Source organism: Streptomyces sp. NPDC057137, assembly GCF_042670825.1.
In the GTDB taxonomy this organism is placed as follows: Bacteria; Actinomycetota; Actinomycetes; order Streptomycetales; family Streptomycetaceae; genus Streptomyces.
In genome coordinates this window covers 27995-48272 of sequence record NZ_JBHUUW010000054.1, presented here as the reverse complement: position 1 = coordinate 48272, position 20278 = coordinate 27995, and the positions used below count along the sequence as shown (strand labels likewise).

The 20278-nt window shown below is 72.2% G+C and carries 19 protein-coding genes; 7 read left to right on the top strand and 12 right to left on the bottom strand.

The features are described 5' to 3' along the window. Positions 1-122: 122 nt before the first annotated feature. Positions 123-1343, top strand: a complete 1221-nt coding sequence (locus tag ACFT9I_RS30995) for a cytochrome P450 (protein ID WP_382569716.1) — start codon at positions 123-125, stop codon at positions 1341-1343. A 125-nt stretch (positions 1344-1468) separates the two neighbouring features. On the opposite strand, the gene ACFT9I_RS30990 is transcribed toward ACFT9I_RS30995, so the two are convergent. Both ACFT9I_RS30990 and ACFT9I_RS30985 read right to left on the bottom strand, forming a co-directional pair. Further along, entirely contained in the window at positions 1469-2116 is a 648-nt protein-coding gene (locus ACFT9I_RS30990) for a GrpB family protein (protein ID WP_382569714.1), read from the bottom strand. After that, positions 2086-2631 carry a GNAT family N-acetyltransferase gene (locus ACFT9I_RS30985; RefSeq protein WP_382569712.1) on the bottom strand — a complete coding sequence of 182 codons (546 nt, stop codon included), beginning with the start codon at positions 2629-2631 and terminating at the stop codon, positions 2086-2088. Before ACFT9I_RS30985 ends, ACFT9I_RS30990 begins: the two co-directional genes overlap by 31 nt. A gap of 187 nt (positions 2632-2818) precedes the next feature. Here ACFT9I_RS30985 and ACFT9I_RS30980 point away from each other — a divergent pair, with 187 nt between their 5' ends. Continuing rightward, positions 2819-3244, top strand: a complete 426-nt coding sequence (locus ACFT9I_RS30980; RefSeq protein ID WP_382569710.1) for a universal stress protein — start codon at positions 2819-2821, stop codon at positions 3242-3244. A 19-nt stretch (positions 3245-3263) separates the two neighbouring features. Here ACFT9I_RS30980 and ACFT9I_RS30975 read toward each other — a convergent pair whose 3' ends face one another. Together ACFT9I_RS30975 and ACFT9I_RS30970 are read right to left on the bottom strand one after the other, a co-directional pair. Next, on the bottom strand, positions 3264-3617 hold the full coding sequence (locus ACFT9I_RS30975) for a nuclear transport factor 2 family protein (RefSeq protein ID WP_382569708.1): 354 nt from the start codon (positions 3615-3617) through the stop codon (positions 3264-3266). Between the two features lie 43 nt (positions 3618-3660). Beyond that, positions 3661-4437, bottom strand: coding sequence for an SDR family oxidoreductase (locus ACFT9I_RS30970; protein WP_382569706.1), 777 nt, complete (start codon positions 4435-4437; stop codon positions 3661-3663). Positions 4438-4523: 86 nt separating this feature from the next. Here ACFT9I_RS30970 and ACFT9I_RS30965 point away from each other — a divergent pair, with 86 nt between their 5' ends. From ACFT9I_RS30965 to ACFT9I_RS30955, 3 genes are all read left to right on the top strand, one after another. Beyond that, on the top strand, positions 4524-5060 hold the full coding sequence (locus ACFT9I_RS30965) for a winged helix-turn-helix transcriptional regulator (RefSeq protein ID WP_382569704.1): 537 nt from the start codon (positions 4524-4526) through the stop codon (positions 5058-5060). 147 nt (positions 5061-5207) lie between these two features. Then, complete coding sequence (locus ACFT9I_RS30960) at positions 5208-5525, top strand: SCP2 sterol-binding domain-containing protein (protein ID WP_382569703.1); 318 nt, start codon at positions 5208-5210, stop codon at positions 5523-5525. 157 nt (positions 5526-5682) lie between these two features. Beyond that, positions 5683-9003: an AAA family ATPase gene (locus tag ACFT9I_RS30955; RefSeq protein WP_382569701.1), complete on the top strand. Its 3321-nt coding sequence runs from the start codon at positions 5683-5685 to the stop codon at positions 9001-9003. Here ACFT9I_RS30955 and ACFT9I_RS30950 read toward each other — a convergent pair. Beyond that, positions 8987-9943: a 4-hydroxy-tetrahydrodipicolinate synthase family protein gene (locus ACFT9I_RS30950; RefSeq protein ID WP_382569699.1), complete on the bottom strand. Its 957-nt coding sequence runs from the start codon at positions 9941-9943 to the stop codon at positions 8987-8989. The genes ACFT9I_RS30955 and ACFT9I_RS30950 overlap by 17 nt on opposite strands. 72 nt (positions 9944-10015) lie before the next feature. On the opposite strand from ACFT9I_RS30950, the gene ACFT9I_RS30945 reads away from it, so the two are divergent. Beyond that, positions 10016-10972, top strand: coding sequence for a LysR family transcriptional regulator (locus ACFT9I_RS30945; protein ID WP_382569697.1), 957 nt, complete (start codon positions 10016-10018; stop codon positions 10970-10972). A 15-nt stretch (positions 10973-10987) separates the two neighbouring features. Here ACFT9I_RS30945 and ACFT9I_RS30940 read toward each other — a convergent pair whose 3' ends face one another. From ACFT9I_RS30940 to ACFT9I_RS30920, 5 genes are all read right to left on the bottom strand, one after another. Continuing rightward, a complete protein-coding gene (locus ACFT9I_RS30940) occupies positions 10988-12091 on the bottom strand; it encodes a MerR family transcriptional regulator (protein WP_382569695.1) in 1104 nt (367 codons plus the stop codon). A 114-nt stretch (positions 12092-12205) separates the two neighbouring features. Next, the gene (locus tag ACFT9I_RS30935) at positions 12206-13066 is read right to left on the bottom strand and encodes an ABC transporter permease (RefSeq protein WP_382569693.1); all 861 of its coding nucleotides are present in this window, start codon (positions 13064-13066) and stop codon (positions 12206-12208) included. Continuing rightward, positions 13063-14094, bottom strand: a complete 1032-nt coding sequence (locus ACFT9I_RS30930) for an ATP-binding cassette domain-containing protein (protein WP_382569691.1) — start codon at positions 14092-14094, stop codon at positions 13063-13065. The genes ACFT9I_RS30935 and ACFT9I_RS30930 overlap by 4 nt, the downstream gene beginning before the upstream one ends. 123 nt (positions 14095-14217) lie before the next feature. After that, complete coding sequence (locus ACFT9I_RS30925; protein WP_382569689.1) at positions 14218-14823, bottom strand: NADPH-dependent FMN reductase; 606 nt, start codon at positions 14821-14823, stop codon at positions 14218-14220. Between the two features lie 128 nt (positions 14824-14951). Further along, the gene (locus ACFT9I_RS30920; protein WP_382569688.1) at positions 14952-15716 is read right to left on the bottom strand and encodes an SDR family oxidoreductase; all 765 of its coding nucleotides are present in this window, start codon (positions 15714-15716) and stop codon (positions 14952-14954) included. Between the two features lie 146 nt (positions 15717-15862). Between ACFT9I_RS30920 and ACFT9I_RS30915 the strand changes: the two genes are divergently transcribed. Beyond that, the gene (locus ACFT9I_RS30915) at positions 15863-19141 is read left to right on the top strand and encodes a BTAD domain-containing putative transcriptional regulator (RefSeq protein WP_382569686.1); all 3279 of its coding nucleotides are present in this window, start codon (positions 15863-15865) and stop codon (positions 19139-19141) included. A gap of 99 nt (positions 19142-19240) precedes the next feature. Here ACFT9I_RS30915 and ACFT9I_RS30910 read toward each other — a convergent pair whose 3' ends face one another. Both ACFT9I_RS30910 and ACFT9I_RS30905 read right to left on the bottom strand, forming a co-directional pair. Further along, positions 19241-19756 carry an acyl-CoA thioesterase gene (locus ACFT9I_RS30910; RefSeq protein ID WP_382569684.1) on the bottom strand — a complete coding sequence of 172 codons (516 nt, stop codon included), beginning with the start codon at positions 19754-19756 and terminating at the stop codon, positions 19241-19243. Then, on the bottom strand, positions 19757-20080 hold the full coding sequence (locus ACFT9I_RS30905; protein ID WP_382569682.1) for a hypothetical protein: 324 nt from the start codon (positions 20078-20080) through the stop codon (positions 19757-19759). Positions 20081-20278 lie beyond the last annotated feature (198 nt).

The window sequence follows — 20278 nt, the reverse complement described above, 5'->3', positions numbered from 1 at the left end:
GGTTCGAGCGTCCTCTTTTTCGAGAGGTATCCCAACGCGCCTGCAAATAAACGGAGTTGTACGAGTTGACTGTTAATCACCGATGCTAGTGTGACGTCCCGGGTCAACCCCAGGGAGACGATGTGCCGGACCTGCCCGCGGTCGATCTGCTCGCCATCGACCCGGACTTCGACGCCGACCCGTACCCCGCCTACGCCAAGCTGCGTGCCCAGGGCCCGGTTCATCACATACGCGGCGGTGGGGGCGAGCGGTTCTGGCTCGTCGTCGGACACGAGGCCTGCCGCGCAGCACTCACCGATCCGCGACTCAGCCGCGACTGGCGCCGCAACGGCCATCTGGCCACGGGCCTGGCGGCGCCGCCGCCCGCCACCGACGGTCCCGGCACCGCCCATATGCTGCTGCGCGACCCGCCGGACCACACCAGACTGCGCCGCCTGGCCACCCGCGAGTTCACCCCCCGTCGGGTGGCCGCACTCGCCCCGCGTATCCAGGAAGTCACCGACGGGCTGCTCGATGTCATGCTGGCCGCCGAGGACCGCCGAGCCGATCTGGTCGACGCCCTCGCCTACCCGCTGCGCATGACAGTCATCTGCGAACTGCTCGGCATACCGGATCTCGACCGGGAAGCCTTCCGGGGGTGGTCGGACGAGATCGCCGCACCCACCGGCGCGGCGGCCGCACGGGCCGCCCAGGCGGAGGCGGTGCCGTATCTGAACACGCTCATCGCCGCCAAGCGTGCGGCTCCGGGCGACGACCTGCTCAGCGCACTGATCCACACGGTCGACGAGGGCGGCGACCGCATGAGCGAGGACGAACTCCTCTCCATGGCCCTCCTGCTGCTCCTCGCCGGCCACGAGTCCACGGTGAACTTCATCTGCAAGGGCATCCAGGCTCTCTTCGCCCACCCCGCCCAGCTCGCTCTGCTCCGCTCCGACCTGGACGGCCTGATCGACGGCGCGGTCGAGGAGATGCTGCGCTACGACGCCCCGGTGGAGACCGCGCCCCCGCGCGTCGCGAGGGAGACGGTGGAGATCGGCGGCAGCGTCGTCCCGGCCGGCGGCGTGGTCCTCATCGCCCTCGCCGACGCCGACCGGGACCCGGCCCGCTTCACCGAGCCGACCCGGTTCGACATCCGCCGCACCGAGGCGGGAGACCGGGGGCACATCGCGTTCGGCCACGGGGTGCACTTCTGCCTGGGCGCACCGCTCGCCCGGATGGAGGGGCGCATCGTCTTCCGCACGCTACTCCGGCGCTGCCCCGGACTCGTCCTGGACGGCGCGCGGGGTGACCGGATCTCCGGCCTCCTGGCCCGCGGCGAACGAAAGATCCCGGTGCGGTGGTGAGGCACGGCGCACAAGGTCGCACAGGCTGAGAGGGTCCGCCCCCATTGCCGGAGCGGTGGCGGCCGGTGGGAACGTCGATGTCCTGCCGGTGACTAGCGGGCCCGGCAAGATCGCCCGGACAGGGCCTAGCGGGCCGGGCGCGCCCGCTCCAGGATCCGCTCGACCACCTCGGTCTTGGCGTCGGCGTAGTTCTGCAGGTACTTCCACTCCTGCCGCGCCAGCCCCCGCTTCGTCTCCGCGTACAGCTCACGGTCGCCGGGATGCGTACGCAGCCGGTCCCGGAAGAGCAGCATGCGGTCGGCCTCGGGGCAACCGGCGGGCAGTACGTGCAAGTTGGCCGAGGCGGCCGAGGGGTCGAGGTCCGGCTTCCTGAGCACGCGGTGCTCGTACCAGCCGGGTTCCCGGATGGCGACCGTGTAGCCGACGGATTCCAGGGCGGGGACGTAACTCGCCTCGTCCCCGGGGTCGGAGACGATCAGCAGCATGTCGATGACGGGCTTCGCGGGAAGGCCGGGCACCGAGGTGGAGCCGACGTGTTCGAGGCGGGGCCGCTTGGACGCGCCGCCGCCCGCCGCCCCCGCCGTGCCGATCTGCGCGCAGAAGTCCGTGTCGAACTGCGCGTCGATCAGCGAGGCCTCCCGCTCGTACACCCCCGGCCAGCGCGGGTCGTACTCGCCCAACGTGACCTGCCCGTTGACCTGTTGGGCCGCGCCGAGGCTGGCCGCCTCGATCTCCTCGTCGGTCATGGGTGTCTGCCCGTTGTCGTCCGCCATGTCTCTTCCCCTCTGTCCCTCTGTTGTACGTCTACATGTTCAACGGGCGCACGGCTGAGAAACCGTGCCGTCTCACCGTCGTCGCCCACCCGGCTGAGCCCGGCCTTCTCCAGTACGCGGGCCGAGGCCGGATTCGACAGCTCCACGTGCGCGCGCACCGTGTGGATGCCCGGCGCGGTCAGGGCGAACGCGGCTATCGCGCGGGCGGCCTCGGAGGCGTAACCCCTGCCCCGGCGGGAGGGGACGACCCCGTAGCCGAACTCGATCGTGCCCTCCGTCGGCGGGAAGAGGCCGACGGCCCCGACGACCAGGCCGGTCGCGCGCTCGACGATCTGGCGCTGGCCGTACGGGCCCAGGGCGTCCGGCTGTTCGGCGATGAAGCCCGCGATGACGCGGTCGCCCTCGGCGGGGAAGTCCTCGGCCCAGTGCGGCAGCCGACTGTCACCGACAACGGCGGAGACCTCGGCGGCGGGCCAGGGGCGCAGGACAAGACGGTCGGTGATCAGGTCGGACACACATGTCTCCTGAAGAAGGGGGCCGGGGCGCGTGGACCGTACGCCGGAATAGTCGCGTGCCGCCAGCGGTTATCGCCGCCGACAGGGGCTGGTAGAAGCTTCAACAATCGATGTTCGAGCGAGCACGAGCGGATCCCTGTGACGCACCGCGGCTGAACAGAACGACCGAGCACGACGGAGGTATGTCATGGGCAGGATCGTGGTGGGAGTCGACGGATCGGCTTCCTCGGTGAAGGCGCTCCACTGGGCCGTACGGCAGGCGGGGCTCACCGGAGACACGGTGGAGGCCGCGATCGGCTGGGAGTACCCGGCGAGCGCGTGGGCGACGATGGCTCCCGGCATTCCGCCGGAGTTCGACCCGGAGCAGTTGGCGGGTCAGATCCTCGACGAGACGCTGGAGTCCGCCCTCGGTAAGGAAGTCGCGGCGGCCGTCGACCGGCAGGTCGTCGGCGGGCATGCCGCCCAGGCGCTGCTCGACCGCGCCGAAGGCGCCGTACTGCTGGTGGTCGGCGACCGCGGCTACAGCGGGTTCAAGGCGGCGCTGCTCGGCTCCGTCAGCCTGCATGTCACCCAGCACGCCACCGTGCCGGTGGTCGTCGTCCGCGGCGAGTGAGCCGCGCACCGCGCCGGGGTCACGGCGCGATGGTCAGGTCCTCGATCAGGCCGTCGCGCAGCGTGAACCGGAAACGGAGGTCGACGCGCCCGCCGGGGAAGTTCCCCTCCAGGCGGTTGGTGACGACGTAGTGCGCGTCGTCCTCGCGCTCGGCGGCGAGGAGTTGGGTCGTGTACGTGTACTCGCTCGCCGCCGTACCGAGCCACCGCCCGATCTCGGAGGCGCCCGCGTAGGTCGCTCCGTCGTCCGTGACGGTGGCGTCCTCGTGCATGGTCACGAGGGCGGCACCGGCGTCACGGGCGTCGTGCGCGGCCAGATAGCGGGTGATGACGTCGGGGAGGACGGGGAGGGCGGGGACGGGAGTGGCGGCCATGGTGTTCGCTCCTTGCGGTTGGTGGTGAGGCAGGTGGGATGGTTCAGCTCGCCGTCGGCAGCGTCCCGCCGTCGATGACGTGCTCGGCGCCGACGATGGACGACGCGCGGTCCGAGACGAGGAAGGCGACCAGCTCGGCGACCTCCTCGGGCTCCGCAGGCCGGCCCAGCGGGATCCCGCCGAGTGAGTCCATGAGCCGCTGGAGCGCAGCGTCGGTCTCGATGCCCGCGCCCGCCGCGATGCGCTCGACGAGCGCCTGCGCCGCCGTGGTCCTGATGAAGCCCGGCGAGACGGTGTTGACGCGGACGCCGTGCGGGGCGACCTCGTTGGCGAGGCCCTTGCTGTACGTCGCGAGCGCCGCCTTGGCCGCCGCGTAGCCCAGCGTCGCGTCGTACAGCGGCATCCGGTGCTGGATCGAGGTGACGTGCACGATCGCGCCCTTGCCGGCCTCGATCATGCCCGGCAGCAGGCCGCGGTCCAGCCGTACGGCTGCCAGCAGGTTGGTGTTGAGTTCGGCGTCCCACGCGGCGTCGTCCATCGCCGCGAAGCCGCCGGGCGACCCGTTGGAGCCGCCGAGGTTGCTGACCAGGATGTCGATCCCGCCGACCCGGTCGAGCACTTGGGCGACGACCGTACGGGCGCCCTCGGGCGTGGTGAGGTCGGCGCCGACGAACGTCTGCGGCTCGACCTCTTCAGGACGGCTGCGCGCGGTCACCAGCACCGTGGCACCGGCCCGCGCGAGCCGCGCGGCGATGGCGGCGCCTGCCCCCTTCGTACCGCCGGTGACCAGCGCACGCCTGCCCTCCAGTGACTCGTCCATACCTGTCCCGACCCTCCTCGATGCTAAAATAGAAGTGAGTAACTTCGACTTTAGCAGTAACTGGACGAGCGGATGGGGCGGGACACATGGCGGCGCGAGTGAACCGGATGCGACTGGAGGACCGGACGTGTCCGCTGTCCACGACCGTGCGGCAGGTGGGCGAGTGGTGGACGCTGCTGATCCTTCATGACGCGTTCGACGGCTACACGCGCTTCGACCAGTTCCAGGAGAGCCTCGGCATCTCCTCCAGCATGCTCACCACGCGCCTGAAGACCCTCGTCGCCGACGGACTGTTGGAGCGGCGCCCGTACCAACAGGGGCCGACGCGCCACGAGTACGTCCTCACGGACCTCGGCCGCTCGCTGCGCCCGGTGCTCGTCGCCCTCGCCGCGTGGGGCAACTCGCGGCTGGCGGCCGAGGACCGGACCATGGTCCTGGTCGACGCGGCGACGGGCGAGGAGGTCGAGCCGGTCGTGGTCGACGCGGCGACGGGGCACCGGCTGGACGACAGCGAGGCGTACGTCTTCACGGCCGGCCCGGCGGCGACCGGCGGGATGCTGGCGCGGTACGGCGCGGCCGGGCCGCGCTTGCGGCGCGAATCCCTCCGGCAGGCCACCAAATAAGGCCGGGATAAAAGGAGTTGGCGCATCGACCGCGATAAATGGCCAGTCTTGACGGATTCTGTATAAATTCATCGCGAAGCCGCTTCAGGTGGTCCGCCCCGGGGGTTCAATGGACCCGACCACGCACACTGAAAGATGGAGAAACCCTTGAGCACCTCCGACACCACCCTGAAGGCTCTGGCCGCGAGGTTCGACCCGGCGGCAGCCGCCGGCCTGGACCTCGTCTTCGGCTTCGACGTCACCGACGAGGGCAAGCAGTTCGCGCTGACCGTGAAGGACGGAACCTGCGCCCTGCAGGAGGGGACGAACCCGGACGCCAACAGCACCCTCGTGCTGGACGCGGAGACCCTCAAGGCCATCCAGTCGGGAACCACCGACGGGGCGAAGGAGTTCGCGAGCGGCAAGCTCCGCATAGACGGCGACCCGGTGCTCGCCCAGAAGCTGAGCGTGCTGTTCCCGGCCTGAACCACCGCCTGAACCGCCTGATCCGAGTGGGCCCGTGGCCGCTTCTGCGACCGCGGGCCCACCCGCGTCCGCCGCCCGCCTCGAAGAGTGACCTGGTCAGACCGTCGGCAAAGATTTGGTATGCCGATTGTCAGTGGTGCCTTCTATGGTTTTGGTCATGACCCCTGCACTGATCGGGCGTGACCACCCCGCAGGCGTCCTCCGCGCGGAGATCGGCCGGGCGACGGACAGCCACGGGGGTCTCGTGCTGATCGCGGGCGAGGCGGGCATCGGCAAGACCACGCTCGTCACCGCCGCCGCCCAGGAGGCCCGGCAGCGCGGGGCGCTGGTGCTCGGCGGCTCCTGCTGGGAGGGCAGCGCCCCGGGGTACTGGCCGTGGGTGCAGGTCGTGCGCGGGATGCGGCGCGGCCTCGACGAGGAGGAGTGGGCGAAGGCCGAGAAGGCGGCGGGCGGACGGCTCGGGGTGCTGCTCGGCGAGGCCGCGGGGGACGACGAGGCCAAGGACGCCAAGGACGCCTTCTCCGTGTACGACGCGGTGACAACCGCCCTCGTCACCATCTCCCAGCGACGGCCGGTCGTCGTCGTCCTGGACGACCTGCACTGGGCGGACACCGCCTCGCTCAAACTCCTCGAATTCGCCGCCCAGCACGCCTGGTTCGAGCGGCTGCTGCTCATCGGGACGTACCGCGACGTGGAGGTGGAGGCGCCCGGCCACCCGCTCCAGCAGCTCATCCTCCCGCTCGTCGCCCGCGCCACCACGGCCGTCACGCTGACCGGGCTGGACAGGGACGACGTGGGCGCGCTCCTCGCGCTGACCACCGGGCTGGAGCCGGAGCCCGCCCTGGTGGACGAGGTGCACCGTCGTACGGGCGGCAATCCGTTCTTCGTCGAGCAGACCGCCCGCCTCTGGCACGGCGGCAGCCCGGTCAGCACGATCGCACCCGGCGTGCGCGAGGCCGTGCGACGGCGGCTGTCGATGCTGCCGAAGCCGGTCGGCGACCTGCTGATCATCGCCAGCGTGCTGGGCAGGGAGTTCCACCGGCAGGTCCTCGCCGCCGCGACGGCGGCGCCCGTGCCGCACGTGGACCGGCTGCTGGACCGTGCGGTTTCGGCCAGACTCGTGGCGACGCGCGGCGGCGGCCGGTTCGCCTTCGCCCACGATCTCGTCCGCGAAACCCTCTACGACTCGCTGGAGGAAACGGACGCGGACCGGCTGCACGGCGCGGTCGTACGGGCCCTGGACACCGCCCCGGCGCTGGGCGAGAAGATCTTCCCCGCCGAGCTGGCCCGGCACGCCCATCTCGCCGGTGACACCGTGGACCGCGGCCACCGCATCGATCTGCTGCTCGCGGCCGCGCGGGACGCGTCGAGCAGGCTCGCGGCCGAGGAGGCCGTCGGCCACTACCGGCGCGCGCTGGAGGTGGCCGAGACCGCCGGCGAGGGCGATCCGCGCCGCGCCGTCGTCATCGCGCTCGACCTCGCCGGCGAGCTGCGGCACCAGGGCATGGAGGAGGAGGCCGGGCGGTATTTCGACCGCGCGGTGACACCCGCGCGCGAGCTGGGCGATCCCGCGCTGCTGGCCCGCGTCGCGCTCACGCTCCACCAGCAGCAGGACATCCCCGGCCACGGCCCGCAGGCGGGGGACCTGCTGCACGAGGCGTACCGGGCACTGATCGGCGACGACGGCGAGGACGGGACCGAGAGGGACGGGACCGGCGGCAGGGCCAGGGAGCGCATGGCGCAGGACCTCGCCGTCCGCGTCACCGACCTCGCCCGACAGGAGGAGGACGACGAGGCGCTCGCCTTCTCACTCTGGGCACGGCACGACACCATCTGGGGCCTCGGGACGTCCGACGAACGGCTCGCTCTCACCGCCGAGATGTCGGCCGTCGCCCGCCGCACCCAGAATCTGGACATGGAGGTGCACGCGTCGGCGATGCGCTGGGTGACGCTGCTGGAGCTGGGCGATCCGCTCTACCTGAGCCAGTTGCGTACGTACACGGCAGTGGCCGAGCGGGCGGGCAAGCGCAGGTACGAGCTGGGCAAGACCGTCGACCTGGGCATCGTCGCCGGGCTCACCGGCGACTTCCAGCAGGCCGAGAAGTGGTACGCCGACACCATCGAAGTGGCGCGCGAACAGACACCGTACGACTATCTCGCCGCCCATCTGCGCTGGTCCCTGCACATGATCCAGGGTCACTTCGAGCAGGCCGACGCCATCACGCCCACCCTCGACGGCGTGGACTACCCGCTCCCGGTGCTGCTCGACGGGATCGCCGCGATCGAGCGCGGCGAGACGGCGCGGGCGCTGCGGCTGCTGCGGGAGGTGGCGGACCGGCCGGAGCCGGTCCCGCGGATCTTCGCGCCGCTGTGGTTCCGCTTCCTGGCACACACTGCCGCCGCCACCGGTGATCCCGCGCTGATCGCCGAGGCCCGGGACGCGCTCGGCGCGCACAGCGGCCGGTGGCTCGTCGCGCTGTACGGCTGCGACGTCAGCGGACCTGTCGATCTCTGGCTCGGCATGCTGGACGCGGCGGAGGGGCGTTGGGACGCGGCGGTGGCGGCGTTCACGTCGGCGCGCGACTCCGCCGACCGCCTCCAGGCGAGACCGTGGTCGCTGCGCGCGGGCCTGGAGTTGGCGGACGCGCTGCGAGCGCGCGACAGGGAAGGGGACGCCGCCGCGGAGGCGGCCCTGCGCGTGGAGACGTCGCGGGCGGCGAAGGCGATGGGGCTGCGGCATCTGGAGAAGCCGGCGCCGGGAGCCGCCGACGAGCGCGGTACGGGGGCTTTGCCGGACGCCGGTGCCGAATCGGCCGTGGGTTCCCTGGGCCCCGAGGGCGCCCCGGCCGCCGAGGAGTCTCAACCGGCCCCGCCCGGACCGGAGTTCAGACGGGACGGGGCCGTGTGGGCACTGGCCTTCGACGGGCGGGCCGTCCATGTGCCCGACGCCAAGGGGCTGCGCGATCTGCACACGCTGCTCTCGCACCCGGGCACCGACTTCCCCGCCGTCCGGCTGCTCGCCCCCGACGGCGGCGAGACGGCCGTCGCCGCACACGCCATGGGCGGCGACCCGGTGTTGGACGAACGGGCCAAGGCGGAGTACCGACGACGGCTCGACCAACTGGACCTGGAGATAGACCGGGCGGGCGAGCGGGGCGACGAAGCGCGCGCCGCCGCGTACGACAGGGAGCGGCAGGCCCTCCTGGACGAGCTGCGCACCGCCGCCGGTCTCGGCGGGCGCACCCGGCGGCTGGGCGACGAGGCCGAGCGGGCGCGTAAGACGGTCACGGCCCGGATCCGCGACACCCTGCGCAAGCTCGACGCGCGCCACCCCGAACTGGCCGCGCATCTGCGGAAGTCGGTGACCACGGGCTCGACCTGCGCGTACCGTCCGGAACTCGCGGACGACGGCGAGTCCGGCGGATCTGGCCGATCCGGTGGATCCGGTGGATCCGGCCGGCTCAACTGGCGGCTGTGAGCCCCGGCCCGGCCAGCAGCCGCAGCGTCTGGTCCACCGACGCCGGTGCTGCGGGCAGCAGCGGCAGCCGTACGGACGCCGTGGGGATACGTCCCTGAGCGTGCAGCACCCCCTTGGTCACCACGGGGTTCGGCTCGGCGAAGGCGGCGGCCGACAGAGCGCCAAGCCGGTTCCCGAGATCCCGGGCGCGGGCGACGTCGCCGGCTCGCCAGGCGTCGGCCAGCTCCACGAACCGGCCGGTCGCCAGGTGCGCGGACGCCAGGATGCCGCCGTGCGCGCCCATCGCCAGCAGCGGCGAGAAGAAGGCGTCGTCCCCGGCGAACACGGCGAAGCCCGGAGGCAGTTCGGCGAACAGCTCCACCGTGGCCGCGCCGATCCCACCGGTCGCGTACTTCACGCCCACGACGCCCGGCAGCGCGCCGAGCCGCCGCAGCGTGTCCGCGCCCAGCTCCTGACCGGTGCGGTAGGGAATGTGGTAAATCACCAGCGGCACAGGGCTGTTGGCGGCCAGTTCGGTGAAGTGGGCGACGACGCCCGCCTCGGAGGGCCGGGTGAAGTACGGCACGAGCGTCAGCGCCGCCGCGACCTCCGGCACCTTCCCGAGGGCGGCGAGGGCGTCACGGCTGGCGGCGGTGTCGTTGCTCCCGGCGCCGACCACGAGGGGCGCGCCGCGCTCCCGGCAGACGCGGGCGAGCACGGTGACGACGGCGTCCTTCTCCGCCGCGCTCAGGCTCGCCACCTCGGCGGTGGTCCCGAGCGCGACGAGACCGGTGACTCCCGCGTCAAGCAGTTCGTGGGCCAGCGCCTCCAGCGCGTCGATGGCGACCTCGCCGGCGCCGTCGAAGGGCGTGATCAGCGGGACGTACACCCCGCTCGCGGGAACGCCGCCGGTCTTCGGAATCCTGGCCGCCGCTCCGGCCGCCGCTCTGTCGCTCGTCATGGTCCGGATCCTCTTCCCGCCCGACCGCTCCGGTCCAGCGGGAAAAACCGACGCCGCTCGTAAGCTGAGCCGATGCTCAATCTGCACCAGTTGCGCCTCCTGCGGGAGCTGGCCCACCGGGGCACCATCGCCGCGGTGGCCGAGGCCCTGTCGTACAGCCCGTCCGCCGTCTCCCAGCAGCTGTCGCTCCTGGAACGCAACGCGGGCGTGCCCCTCCTGGAACGCAGTGGCCGACGCGTGGCGCTGACCCCGGCGGGCGCGAATCTGGTGCGCCACGCCGAGGTCATCCTGGAGCGCCTGGAGACGGCACGGACGGAGCTGGCCGAAGGCAGGGAAGTGGCCGCTCCGCTCCGCCTGGGCATCTACCCGTCCGCCGCCCGCGCCCTGGCCTCCGGCCTGGTCGTCTCCCTGCGCCGGGCGTATCCGAGGCTGGAGCCCTGGGTCTGGGAGGTCGACCCCGCCGACGCGCCGGACGCCCTGCGCGCCGGCCAACTGGACCTGGCCCTCACCCACTACTACGACTCCGGCGACGGCCGCCCGAGGCCTGTCGAGCCCGGAATCCAGAGCCGCCCGGTGTTCACGGAACGCATGCGCCTGGCCACCCCCACGGACCCGGCCATGGCTCCGGACCAGACTCCGGACCCGGCTCCCGCTCCCGCTCCCGCTCCGGACGACGATCCCGTACGGAGGTGGCGCCACGCCCCCTGGATCCTGCCCACGCCCGGCACCCTGTGCCATACGAGCGTGACGCGGCTCTGCGAGGCGAGCGGCTTCCATGTCGACTCCTGGCACCGCGTGGACGACTACGACACCGCGCTCGGCCTGGTCGCGGCGGGCGCGGGCGTCGCCGTGGTCCCCGACCTCAGCGCGCAGGACCCACCCCCCGGGGTGGTGCTGACCCCGCTCCCCCTGCGACGGCGGAGCGAGGTCGCGTTCCGCGGCGGCTCGGCGGCCCACCCGGCCGTCGAGGCGTTCATCGCCGCGCTGCGCGAAGCGCTGCCCACGGAACTCGCCACCGAGCCGACCTGACCGGGCCCGGAGCCGTCACACCGTGACGGCGTCGGCCACCGCGCAGGCCACGTTGTCCGGTCCGCCCGCCGCGAGGGCCAGCGCGATCAGCTCGCGTACGGCGTCCGCCGGCTCCGCCGCCGTACTGAGGACGTGCCGGATGTCCTCGGGGCGTACGACCGTGAACAGGCCGTCGGAGCAGAGCAGATAGCGGTCGCCCGGCTCCACGTCGTGCAGCCGCAGATCGGGCCGGGCGTGGTCCTCGCTGCCGTCCAGGGCGCGCAGCAGCAGCGCCCGTCGGGGGTGCGACACCGCCTCCTCGGCGGTGAGGCTGCCCGCGTCGATCATCGACTGTACGAGGGTGTGGTCGTGCGTGATCCGGGAGACCTCACCGCCGCGCAGCAGATACGCGCGGGTGTCGCCGACGTGCACGAGCGCCAGCCGGGAGCCGGTCCACAGCATCGCCGTGAGCGTGGTCCCGGAGCCACCGGACCCCCCGGAGTCCCCGCCGGTCCCGGCTGCCGCCGCCCCCGCCCGGTTCACCCGATCCACCGCGTCCGCCAGCCCGTTGAGCACATCAGCACCCCGGACCGACTCCTCCAGGGCCACCAGCGCGTCGACCGCCGCCCCGCTCGCCCGTGCCCCGTCGTCCCCGAACCCGTCCGCCACCGCCAGCAGCCGTGAACCGGCGTACGCCGTGTCCTGGTTGACCGGCCGGACCAGCCCTCGGTCCGACCCCGCCGCGTAGAGCATCCTCATGTCAGACATCGCTTCGACGTCCTTCCCTGCCGGATTTCCCGACAAATGGCCGACGAGGAAGGTCACCAGGTCCCGGCGCGCGGCGGTCTCCGTCTCCACCCGCGCCCAGTACGCCCCGATGTCCAGGCCGGCGGCCGGCGGATCCGTCTCGTACAGAGCGCAGACCTCACCGATCCGGGCCAGCGGCATCCCGACGCGCCGTAGCCACGCCACCAGCCGGGCCCGCTCCAACTGCGCCTCGGCGTAATACCGGTAGCCGGTCGACTCGTCCACACGAGCCGGTGTCAGCAGCCCCAGCTCGGCGTAGAGGCGCAGCGCCTTCGGCGACAGCCGGGACGCGCGGGCGAACGCGCCGATGGTGAATTCGCCCTTGCCCGCCATGCCGTCACCGCCGTCCCTCTCCTCGTACCGGGCGCGTCGCCCGGCACGGCCGATGCTGGGGCTTGCCCTTTGGGCAGAGTCAACACCCGAGCGGCGGCGGTGGGACGCACCCGCTCACTTGCGGTTGTAGAGCCGCATCGTCCACGTACCGAAGACGACCATCAGGCCGACCGACCAGCCGAGCGTCACCGCGATGTCGTGGGCCGGCCAGTTGCCGGCCATCAACTCGCGTACCGCGCTGGACAGTTCGGAGACGGGGCTGTTGTTGACGAAGGCCTGGAGCCAGCCCGGCATCGTCTTCGGGTCGACGAAGACGTTGCTCAGGAAGGTCAGCGGCATGATCACCATCATGCTGACGCCCATCACCGACTTCTCGGTGCGCAGCATCAGCCCGAACATCGTCCAGATCCACGAGAACGCGAAGGAGAAGATGAGCAGCAGCAGCACTCCCGCCCCGATGCCCAGCACACCGCCGTCGGGGCGGTATCCGATGGCCAGACCCACGCCGAGGATCACGATCGTGGCGATCACATAGCGGATCACGTCACCGAGGAGATAGCCGACCATCGGGGCCGGGCGCCAGATCGGGAGCGTACGGAAACGGTCGAAGACGCCCTTGGCGATATCGGTGTTGACCGCGACGCCCGTGTACATCGTGATCATCACGACGCTCATCACCATGACACCGGGCAGCAGGAACTGGATGTACTCGGAGACCGACCCCGCCAGCGCACCGCCGAAGAGATACGCGTACATCAGCACCATCATGACCGGGAAGACGGTCACGTCGAAAAGCTGCTCGGGCACATGCTTGATCTTCAGCATCGCCCGCCAGCCGAACGTCAGCGACGCGGAGAGCGCGCTGGGCCTCGGTGGCCGTTCCTTGTTCACCAGCAGCGCGGCGAGGTCGTCGGCCGTGGGCGTGGCGAGTTCGAGGTCGTCGAGGTCCTGGGTCTTCGTGGCTACGGTGGTCATGCCGCCGCCCCTTCCTTCACATCGGTGGTGGTCTCGGACGACTGTCCGGACGGCGGCGACTGCTGCTGCTTCTTCTTGTCGGTGAGGGCGAGGAAGACCTCGTCCAGGCTGGGCTGGCCGAGGGAGAAGTTGTCCACGACGATCCCCTCGCGCGCCAGCTCGGCGAGCGCCCGCCCGGCCTGCTCGGCCGCGCCCTGGTCGGTGCCGCCCCCCCCGATGGTGGCGGTCAGCGCGAGCGGGTCCGCGTCCAGCACGATCTCCGCGCTCAGCGCGGCGGCCAGCACCCGCTCGGCGTGCGGCCGTTGGGCCGCGTCGCGCAGCCGCAGATGCACGGCACCGGAGCCGACGGACGCCTTCAGGTCGCCCTTCGTGCCCTCGGCGATGACCTTGCCGTGGTCGATCACGGCGATACGGGACGCCAGTTGGTCCGCCTCGTCCAGATACTGGGTCGTCAGCAGCACCGTCGTCCCCTGCGAGACCACGGCCCGCACGATGTCCCACACCTGGTTACGGCTGCGCGGGTCGAGGCCGGTCGTGGGCTCGTCGAGGAAGAGCAGGTCCGGGGTGTTGAGGATGGAGGCGGCGATGTCGATACGGCGCCGCATACCGCCCGAGTAGTTCTTCACCTGCCGGCCCGCCGCCTCCGTGAGACCGAACGCGTCCAGCAACTGCCCCGCACGGTCGCGGGCGTCGGGCTTGGTGTGCCCGAGCAGCCTGCCGAGCAGGACCAGATTCTCCGAACCGGTCAGGTCCTCGTCCACCGACGCGTACTGCCCGGTGAGCGCGACCCGGCTGCGGACGGACTCGGCGTCCTTCACCACGTCCTTGCCGAAGATTCGGGCCTCGCCGCCGTCCGGGCGGAGCAGCGTCGCGAGCATCCGTACGACGGTGGTCTTGCCCGCGCCGTTCGGACCCAGCACTCCGTAGACCGTGCCCGTCGGCACGGCGAGATCGACTCCGTCCACGGCGCGGTTCGAGCCGAAGACTTTCACCAGCCCTGTGGTCTCGATCGCGAGATCTTTACTCATCATCAGTCCTTGTCGTTCTGCGTCGTCGTTCGTAGTCGTACTTCGTCGTGGTTCTGGATCATTCGTGCGGCGGGGTTTTTCCTTGTGACTCCGTGGGCGCCGGAAACTCATCAGCCGGGCCGCTCAGCAGATGTACGGTCGCGCCGCCCGCGCCTCGCGGAGGGCCAGGCCCCACCACTCCAGCTGGTCGAGCAGCACGCTCGCCTCGCGGTCCCGGTTCTCCTCCGTCGCCGCGTCGGCGTCGAGCCCGTCGTCGCCGCAGTCGAAGAGGTTGATCGACACCCCGTTGCGAAGGGTGACCGTGTGCAGCTCCGTGAAGACCGAGCGCAGCGCCTCCACCGCGTACAGCCCGCCCGACCCGTGGCCGTAGCTGACGAACGCGACCGGCTTGGTCTGCCACTCGTCGTATGCGAAGTCGACGGCCTGCTTGAGGGAGGCGGGGAACGAGCGGTTGTACTCCGGTGTCACCACCACGAACGCCTCCGCGTGGCCGACCTCGGCCGTGAAGTCCGCCATCGGCTCCGTGACCCGGTCGGGGTAGCGCGCGGGGAAGTCGAAGTCGGCCAGGTCGACGACCGACACCGCCAGGTCGTCCCGCTTGGCCGCCCGCTCGACGAACCACCGCCCGATCGCGTCACCGAGGCGGCCCTCGCGGGTACTGCCGATGATGACCGCGACGCGCAGCGGCGCCGACGCGCTGTCCCGCTCCCCCTCGCCGCGCTGCCGCATCTGAGTCGCCTCCCCCTCCCTCGGTCACCGTCACTCATCAGGCGCGAGACAGGACCGCGCGCCCGCCAGATCAGATCTGGCGGGCGCGCTGGATGGAGAAACAGCAGGTCAGACGGCGCCTGTCGGTATCAGCTCTCCGGCGTGGCGATCTGCTTGCCGAGACCCCCGTCGACCGACAGCTTCAGCCCGGTCGTGAAGGTCGCGTCCGTCGCGAGGAACAGCGCCGCCTTCGCCACCTCGTCGGAGGTGCCGTGCCGCTTCATGGGCGTCTTCTCGTCGCCGCTCCTCCGGAACGCCTCGATGACCTCGGCCGACAGCCCCTGGATCCCCGAGCCCGCGGTGTCGATGTAGCCGGGGGCCACGGCGTTGACCCGGATTCCTCTCGGCACCAGTTCGGCCGCCAGCGTCTGTGCGAACGACCACAGGGCCGCCTTGGTACCGGAGTAGACGCCCATGCCCGGAGTGCCCGTGCTGTCGGCGACGGAGGTGGTGAAGACGATCGAACCGCCCTCGTTGAGCAGCGGGATCAGCCGCTGCACGGTGAAGAACGCGCCCTTCGTGTTGACGGCGAACAGCGCGTCGTAGTCCTCCTCCGTGACCGTCTCGATCGCCGCGAGCCGCGCGATGCCCGCGTTGACGAAGAGGTGGTCGACCCGGCCCAGCTTCTCGGCGATCAGATCGCCGAGCGCCGCGACGGCGGTGAGGTCGGCGATGTCCGAGCTGATGACGTGCGCCGACGGGCCCAGCTCGTTCCGCGCCTCCTTGAGATTCACCGGGTTGCGCCCGGTGACAAGTACCTCGGCACCGCCCTCCACCAGGCGTTTGGCCATGGCGAGACCCATGCCCATCGATCCACCGATGACGACTGCCTTCAGACCTTCGTACGTACTCATGTCGCGCTCCCTGTATGCGGTACCGGTGGCCAGCGCCGGTGATTGGCGCCGGTGTTTCCGGGAGCCAGGCTGCGCGGGGGCGCTGATGATCCGCTGACGGTCGGCTGCGGGAGCCGCGTCCGGATGCCGGTAGGTACGGTTCAGACATGCGGTTCGGAGTGCTCGGTCCACTGACCGTGTGGAGCGGAGATGACGCTGGAGACGGTGCGCGGTCCGCCGTACGGGTGCCCGAGGCCAAGGTCCGCGCCCTGCTCGCCGTCCTCCTCACACACGAGGGCCGGCCCGTCTCGCCCGACCGGCTCGTCGACGACCTCTGGGGCGCCGAGCCGCCGGGCAAGCCCGCGAACGCCCTCCAGGGCAAGGTCTCCCAACTGCGTCGCGCGATCGGCCGCGACCGGGTCGTGCGCGGGCCCGCCGGCTACGCGCTGGACCTGACCGGCGCCGAGGTGGACGCCGACCGCTTCCGGGAGTTGCTGGTACGGGCCCGGTCCGCCGCCACCGCGCACGCGCGCGCCGACCTCCTTACGGAGGCGGTGGGGCTGTGGCGCGGGGCGGCGTACGCGGACTTCCGGGACGAGCCCTTCGTGGTCACGGCCGTACGGCGGCTGGAGGACCAGCGGCTCGCGGCCCTGGAGGACCTGGCACGGACCCGGCTCGACCTGGGCGAACACGCCCAGGTGGCCGGGGAGTTGACCGCCCTGGTCGCCCGCCACCCGCTGCGCGAAGGGCTGCGCCTCCTACAGATGCGGGCGCTCTACCGGGCGGGGCGGCAGGGCGAGGCGTTGGCGTCGTACGCGGAGCTACGGGCGTTGCTGGTGGAGGAGCTGGGTGCCGATCCCGGCCCGGAGGTGAGCGCGCTGCACGCGGCGATCCTGCGCCAGGACCCGTCGCTGAACGCGAGCACGTCCGCCGAACCCGCCGAGCCCGCCGCACTCCCCGGGGCCCCCGGGCCCCCCGAGTCGCCGACGGCGTCCGTGCTCCCCGTCCCCCTCACCTCCCTCGTCGGCCGCGACGACGCCGTGCACGAGGTCGGCCGGCTGCTCTCCACCGCCCGGCTCGTGACCCTCACCGGCGCGGGCGGCGTCGGAAAGACCCGCCTCGCGCTGGCGGCGGCCGGCCGTCTCGCCGACACCTGCGCGAGCGACTTCCGGGACGGCGTACGGCTGGTGGAACTGGGATCGGTCCGCCACGCCGGCGACCTCGCGGGGGCGGTCGCGTCGGCTCTCGGTCTGCGTGACGACGCGGCGGCGACCGCGCCCGCCGAGGACCGCCTCTCAGCCGCGCTGCGGGACCGCCGAACGCTCCTGATACTCGACAACTGCGAGCACATCGTCGAGCCGGTCGCCCACCTCGCCGAACAGCTCCTGCGCGCGGCGCCCGGCCTGCGCGTGCTCGCGACCAGCCAGGAACCGCTGGGTGTGTCCGGCGAGACGCTTCTCCCGGTCGAGCCGCTTCAACAGGCAGCCGCCGTAAGGCTGTTCACGGACCGCGCCACCGCCGCCGACCCGGGCTTCGCGGTGGACGTATCCGCGACCGAAGAGGTCGTCGCCGCCATCTGCCGCCGCCTCGACGGCATCCCGCTCGCGCTGGAACTGGCCGCCACCCGCGTACGCGCACTCGGCGTCCACGAGTTGGCCGCCCGGCTGGACGACCGCTTCCGCGTCCTCACGGCGGGCCGGCGCGGCGCGCCCGCGCGCCAGCAGACCCTGCGGGCCGTGATCGACTGGAGCTGGGAGCTGCTGACGGCCCCCGAACGCATCGTCCTCCGCCGCCTCGCCGCGCACTCCGACGGCTGCACCCTCGAAGCGGCCGAGGCGGTGTGCGCGGGCGGCGGTGTGGCGCGCGAGGAGGTGCTGGACCTGCTGGCGCGCCTGGTGGACCGTTCCCTGGTGGTACGGGTGGCCGGGCCCGCCGGCCCGCGCTACCGCCTGCTGGAGTCCGTCGCCGCGTACGCCACCGAACGGCTCCACGCGATGGGCGACTTCACCGCCGTACGCGACCGACACCTCCGGTACTACCTGCGGCTGGCGGAGGAGACCGAGCCGCGCCTGCGCGGCCCGGAACAGCGCGTGCGGATGCTGCGTCTGCGGGCGGAGACGGCGAACCTGCGCACAGCGCTGACCACAGCGACAGGGACGACGGCGACGGCGACGGCGACGGCGACGGCGACGGCGACAGGGAGGACGGAGGCGCTCCGCCTCGTCACGGCGCTCTCCTGGTACTGGCTCCTCGCGGGCCGCCTCCAAGAGGCCCGCCGCGCCCTCGCGTCGGCACTCGACGCCACCGGGCCCGCCGCACCGCCGTCCCCCTCCCTCCACGCCGAGGCCCGTGCTCTCCACGCCGCCTTCGCCCTGCTCGGCGGCGCGCCCGTCTCTCCCGACACCACGGACGCGATGGCGCGCGACCACGCGGCCGTCGACTCGCCCCGCCGACGCGCGTCGGCGCAGTGGCTCGGGGCGTACGGCCTGTTCAACGCCGGGGCTGTCGCCGCGGCCGAGGAACTCAACGCCCTTGCCCTGCACGGCTTCGAGACCCTGGGCGACCGGTGGGGCATCGCCGCGTCCCTGGGTCGGCGGGCCATGCACGCCACCATCCGGGGCGAGTTGGCCGTGGTGCGCGACGACGGCGTACGCAGCGCGCGGATCTTCCGTGAACTCGGCGACCGTTGGGGCGAGTTGCGGTCGGTGATTCCACTCTCCAACCTCGCCGCGATCAACGGCGACTACACGGAGGCGGCCCGCGTCCACCACGAAGGGCTGCGGATCGCCGAGGAGTTGGGGCTCGACACGGAGGTCTCCACCCGGCTCTCCGGCCTCGGCCGTCTCGCCCTGCTCACACGCGAACCTGACCGGGCCCGCGAGTTGCACGAGCGGGCCCGGCGGGTGGCCGCCGAGCAGGGGTACCGGTTCGGCGAGATCCACGCGGAGATCGGCCTCGCCCTCGGCGCCCGCCGCACGGGCGACCTCGACGAGGCCCACGCGCGTCTCGTCCGTATCCGCGACTGGTACGCGGAGGTCTCCACCGAGGCCGGCAACGCTCTCGTCCTCGCCGAACTCGGCTTCGTCGCCGAGCAACGCGGCGACGCCACGACGGCCCTGACCACCCACCTCGACGGCCTCACCGCGGCCCGCGCGACCGGCGACCCCCGCGCGGTCGCGCTCGCGCTGGAGGGCCTGGCCGGCGCGCGCTCCCTCGCGGGCCGGCCCGATTCGGCGGCCCTGCTGCTGGGCGCGGCGGCGGAGGCCAGACAACGGACGGGCGCCCCGCTCCCACCGGCGGAAAGAGCCGACGTCGACCGCATCACGGACTCGGCCCGAACCGCCCTGGGCGCGGGCGCGTTCGCGGAAACCTTCGCCCGGGGCACGACGCTCACCCCGGACGAGGCGCTGTCCCGGACCGGGACAGCCACGCCGCGACATCCCTGACGGTCCGTCTGCCGGCCTTCACCGACCGCCTGGACCGACCGCTGTCCGACCGCCGTCAGACCCCCGTCCGACCGCCGTCAGTCCGCCGTCAGTCCGCCGTCAGGCCGCCGGGGCCGGGCGGAGCAGTTCGGCGGTCAGTTTCCGTGCCTCCTCGCTCCACTCCGTGGGACGCCTCGTCTCCGGGTCCACGCGGATCAGCGTGCGCACGCCGTGCGCGTACGTCATCGGCCCGCCGTCCTGCGAGCAGACGCGGAAGCCGTACGTGAGCGACGTACGCCCGACTCGTTCGATCCAGATGCGGACGCCGTACTCGCCGGGATGGTCGATCGGCGCCTCGAAGGTGATCCTGAATTCCTTGACGACGTTGAAGGAGTCCGGGAGAGGGGTCCAGTCCTTCGCGAAGGCCAGCTCCCGCTGCTGCCAGTACTCGATCCAGGCGCGTTCCACCAGCACCCCGAAGCGGCTGTTGTAGAGCATCCCGAAGGAGTCCAGCTCATCGAAGTGGACCGCCACCGGGATCAGGAATCCGTACGGCTCGGCCACCCACTCCGTCGCCCGCTCGGCCACCCGCTCCGTCGCCGGCTCCTCGGCGGGCTCCACTCCCGCCCCCGCCACTCAGGCCTCCCGCGTGTGGAAGTAGTAGAACGTCGCGATCGCCATCGCCCCGCCCACCGCCAGCCCGATGCCGGACGACCGCAGCACGCTCGCGTACGTGAGGCTGTGCAGGAACCCCACGGACATGCCCGCCACCACGCCGAAGGCCGCGGCCCGCAGTTCGGGCTCGATCGTCTTGGGAAGCCACATCAGTACGAAGACGAGCCCGGCCAGCGCCAGACCGGAGATCAGGCCGAGGGCGATCTGCAGGGCGTTGAGCGGGCCGCCGTGGCGCTGGATGAACGGCGCCCAGACGCCGTAGAGGATGCCCAGCGTGACCGGCACCGCGATGGTACGGAGGGGGACCGGGAGCCCCGTACCCCCGGGGAGGCCTGGGAGACGCGAGAAGCGCGACGGGCGCGCGTGCCGCGGTCCGGTTGTGGGCCTGGACGTCGGTGCCTGTGTGGCCATCGCAGAGAACTCCTCCCGCTCGCCCCTCTTCCAGGGCACACCCGCCGACGCCCCCCGGCAACTCGGACAGGC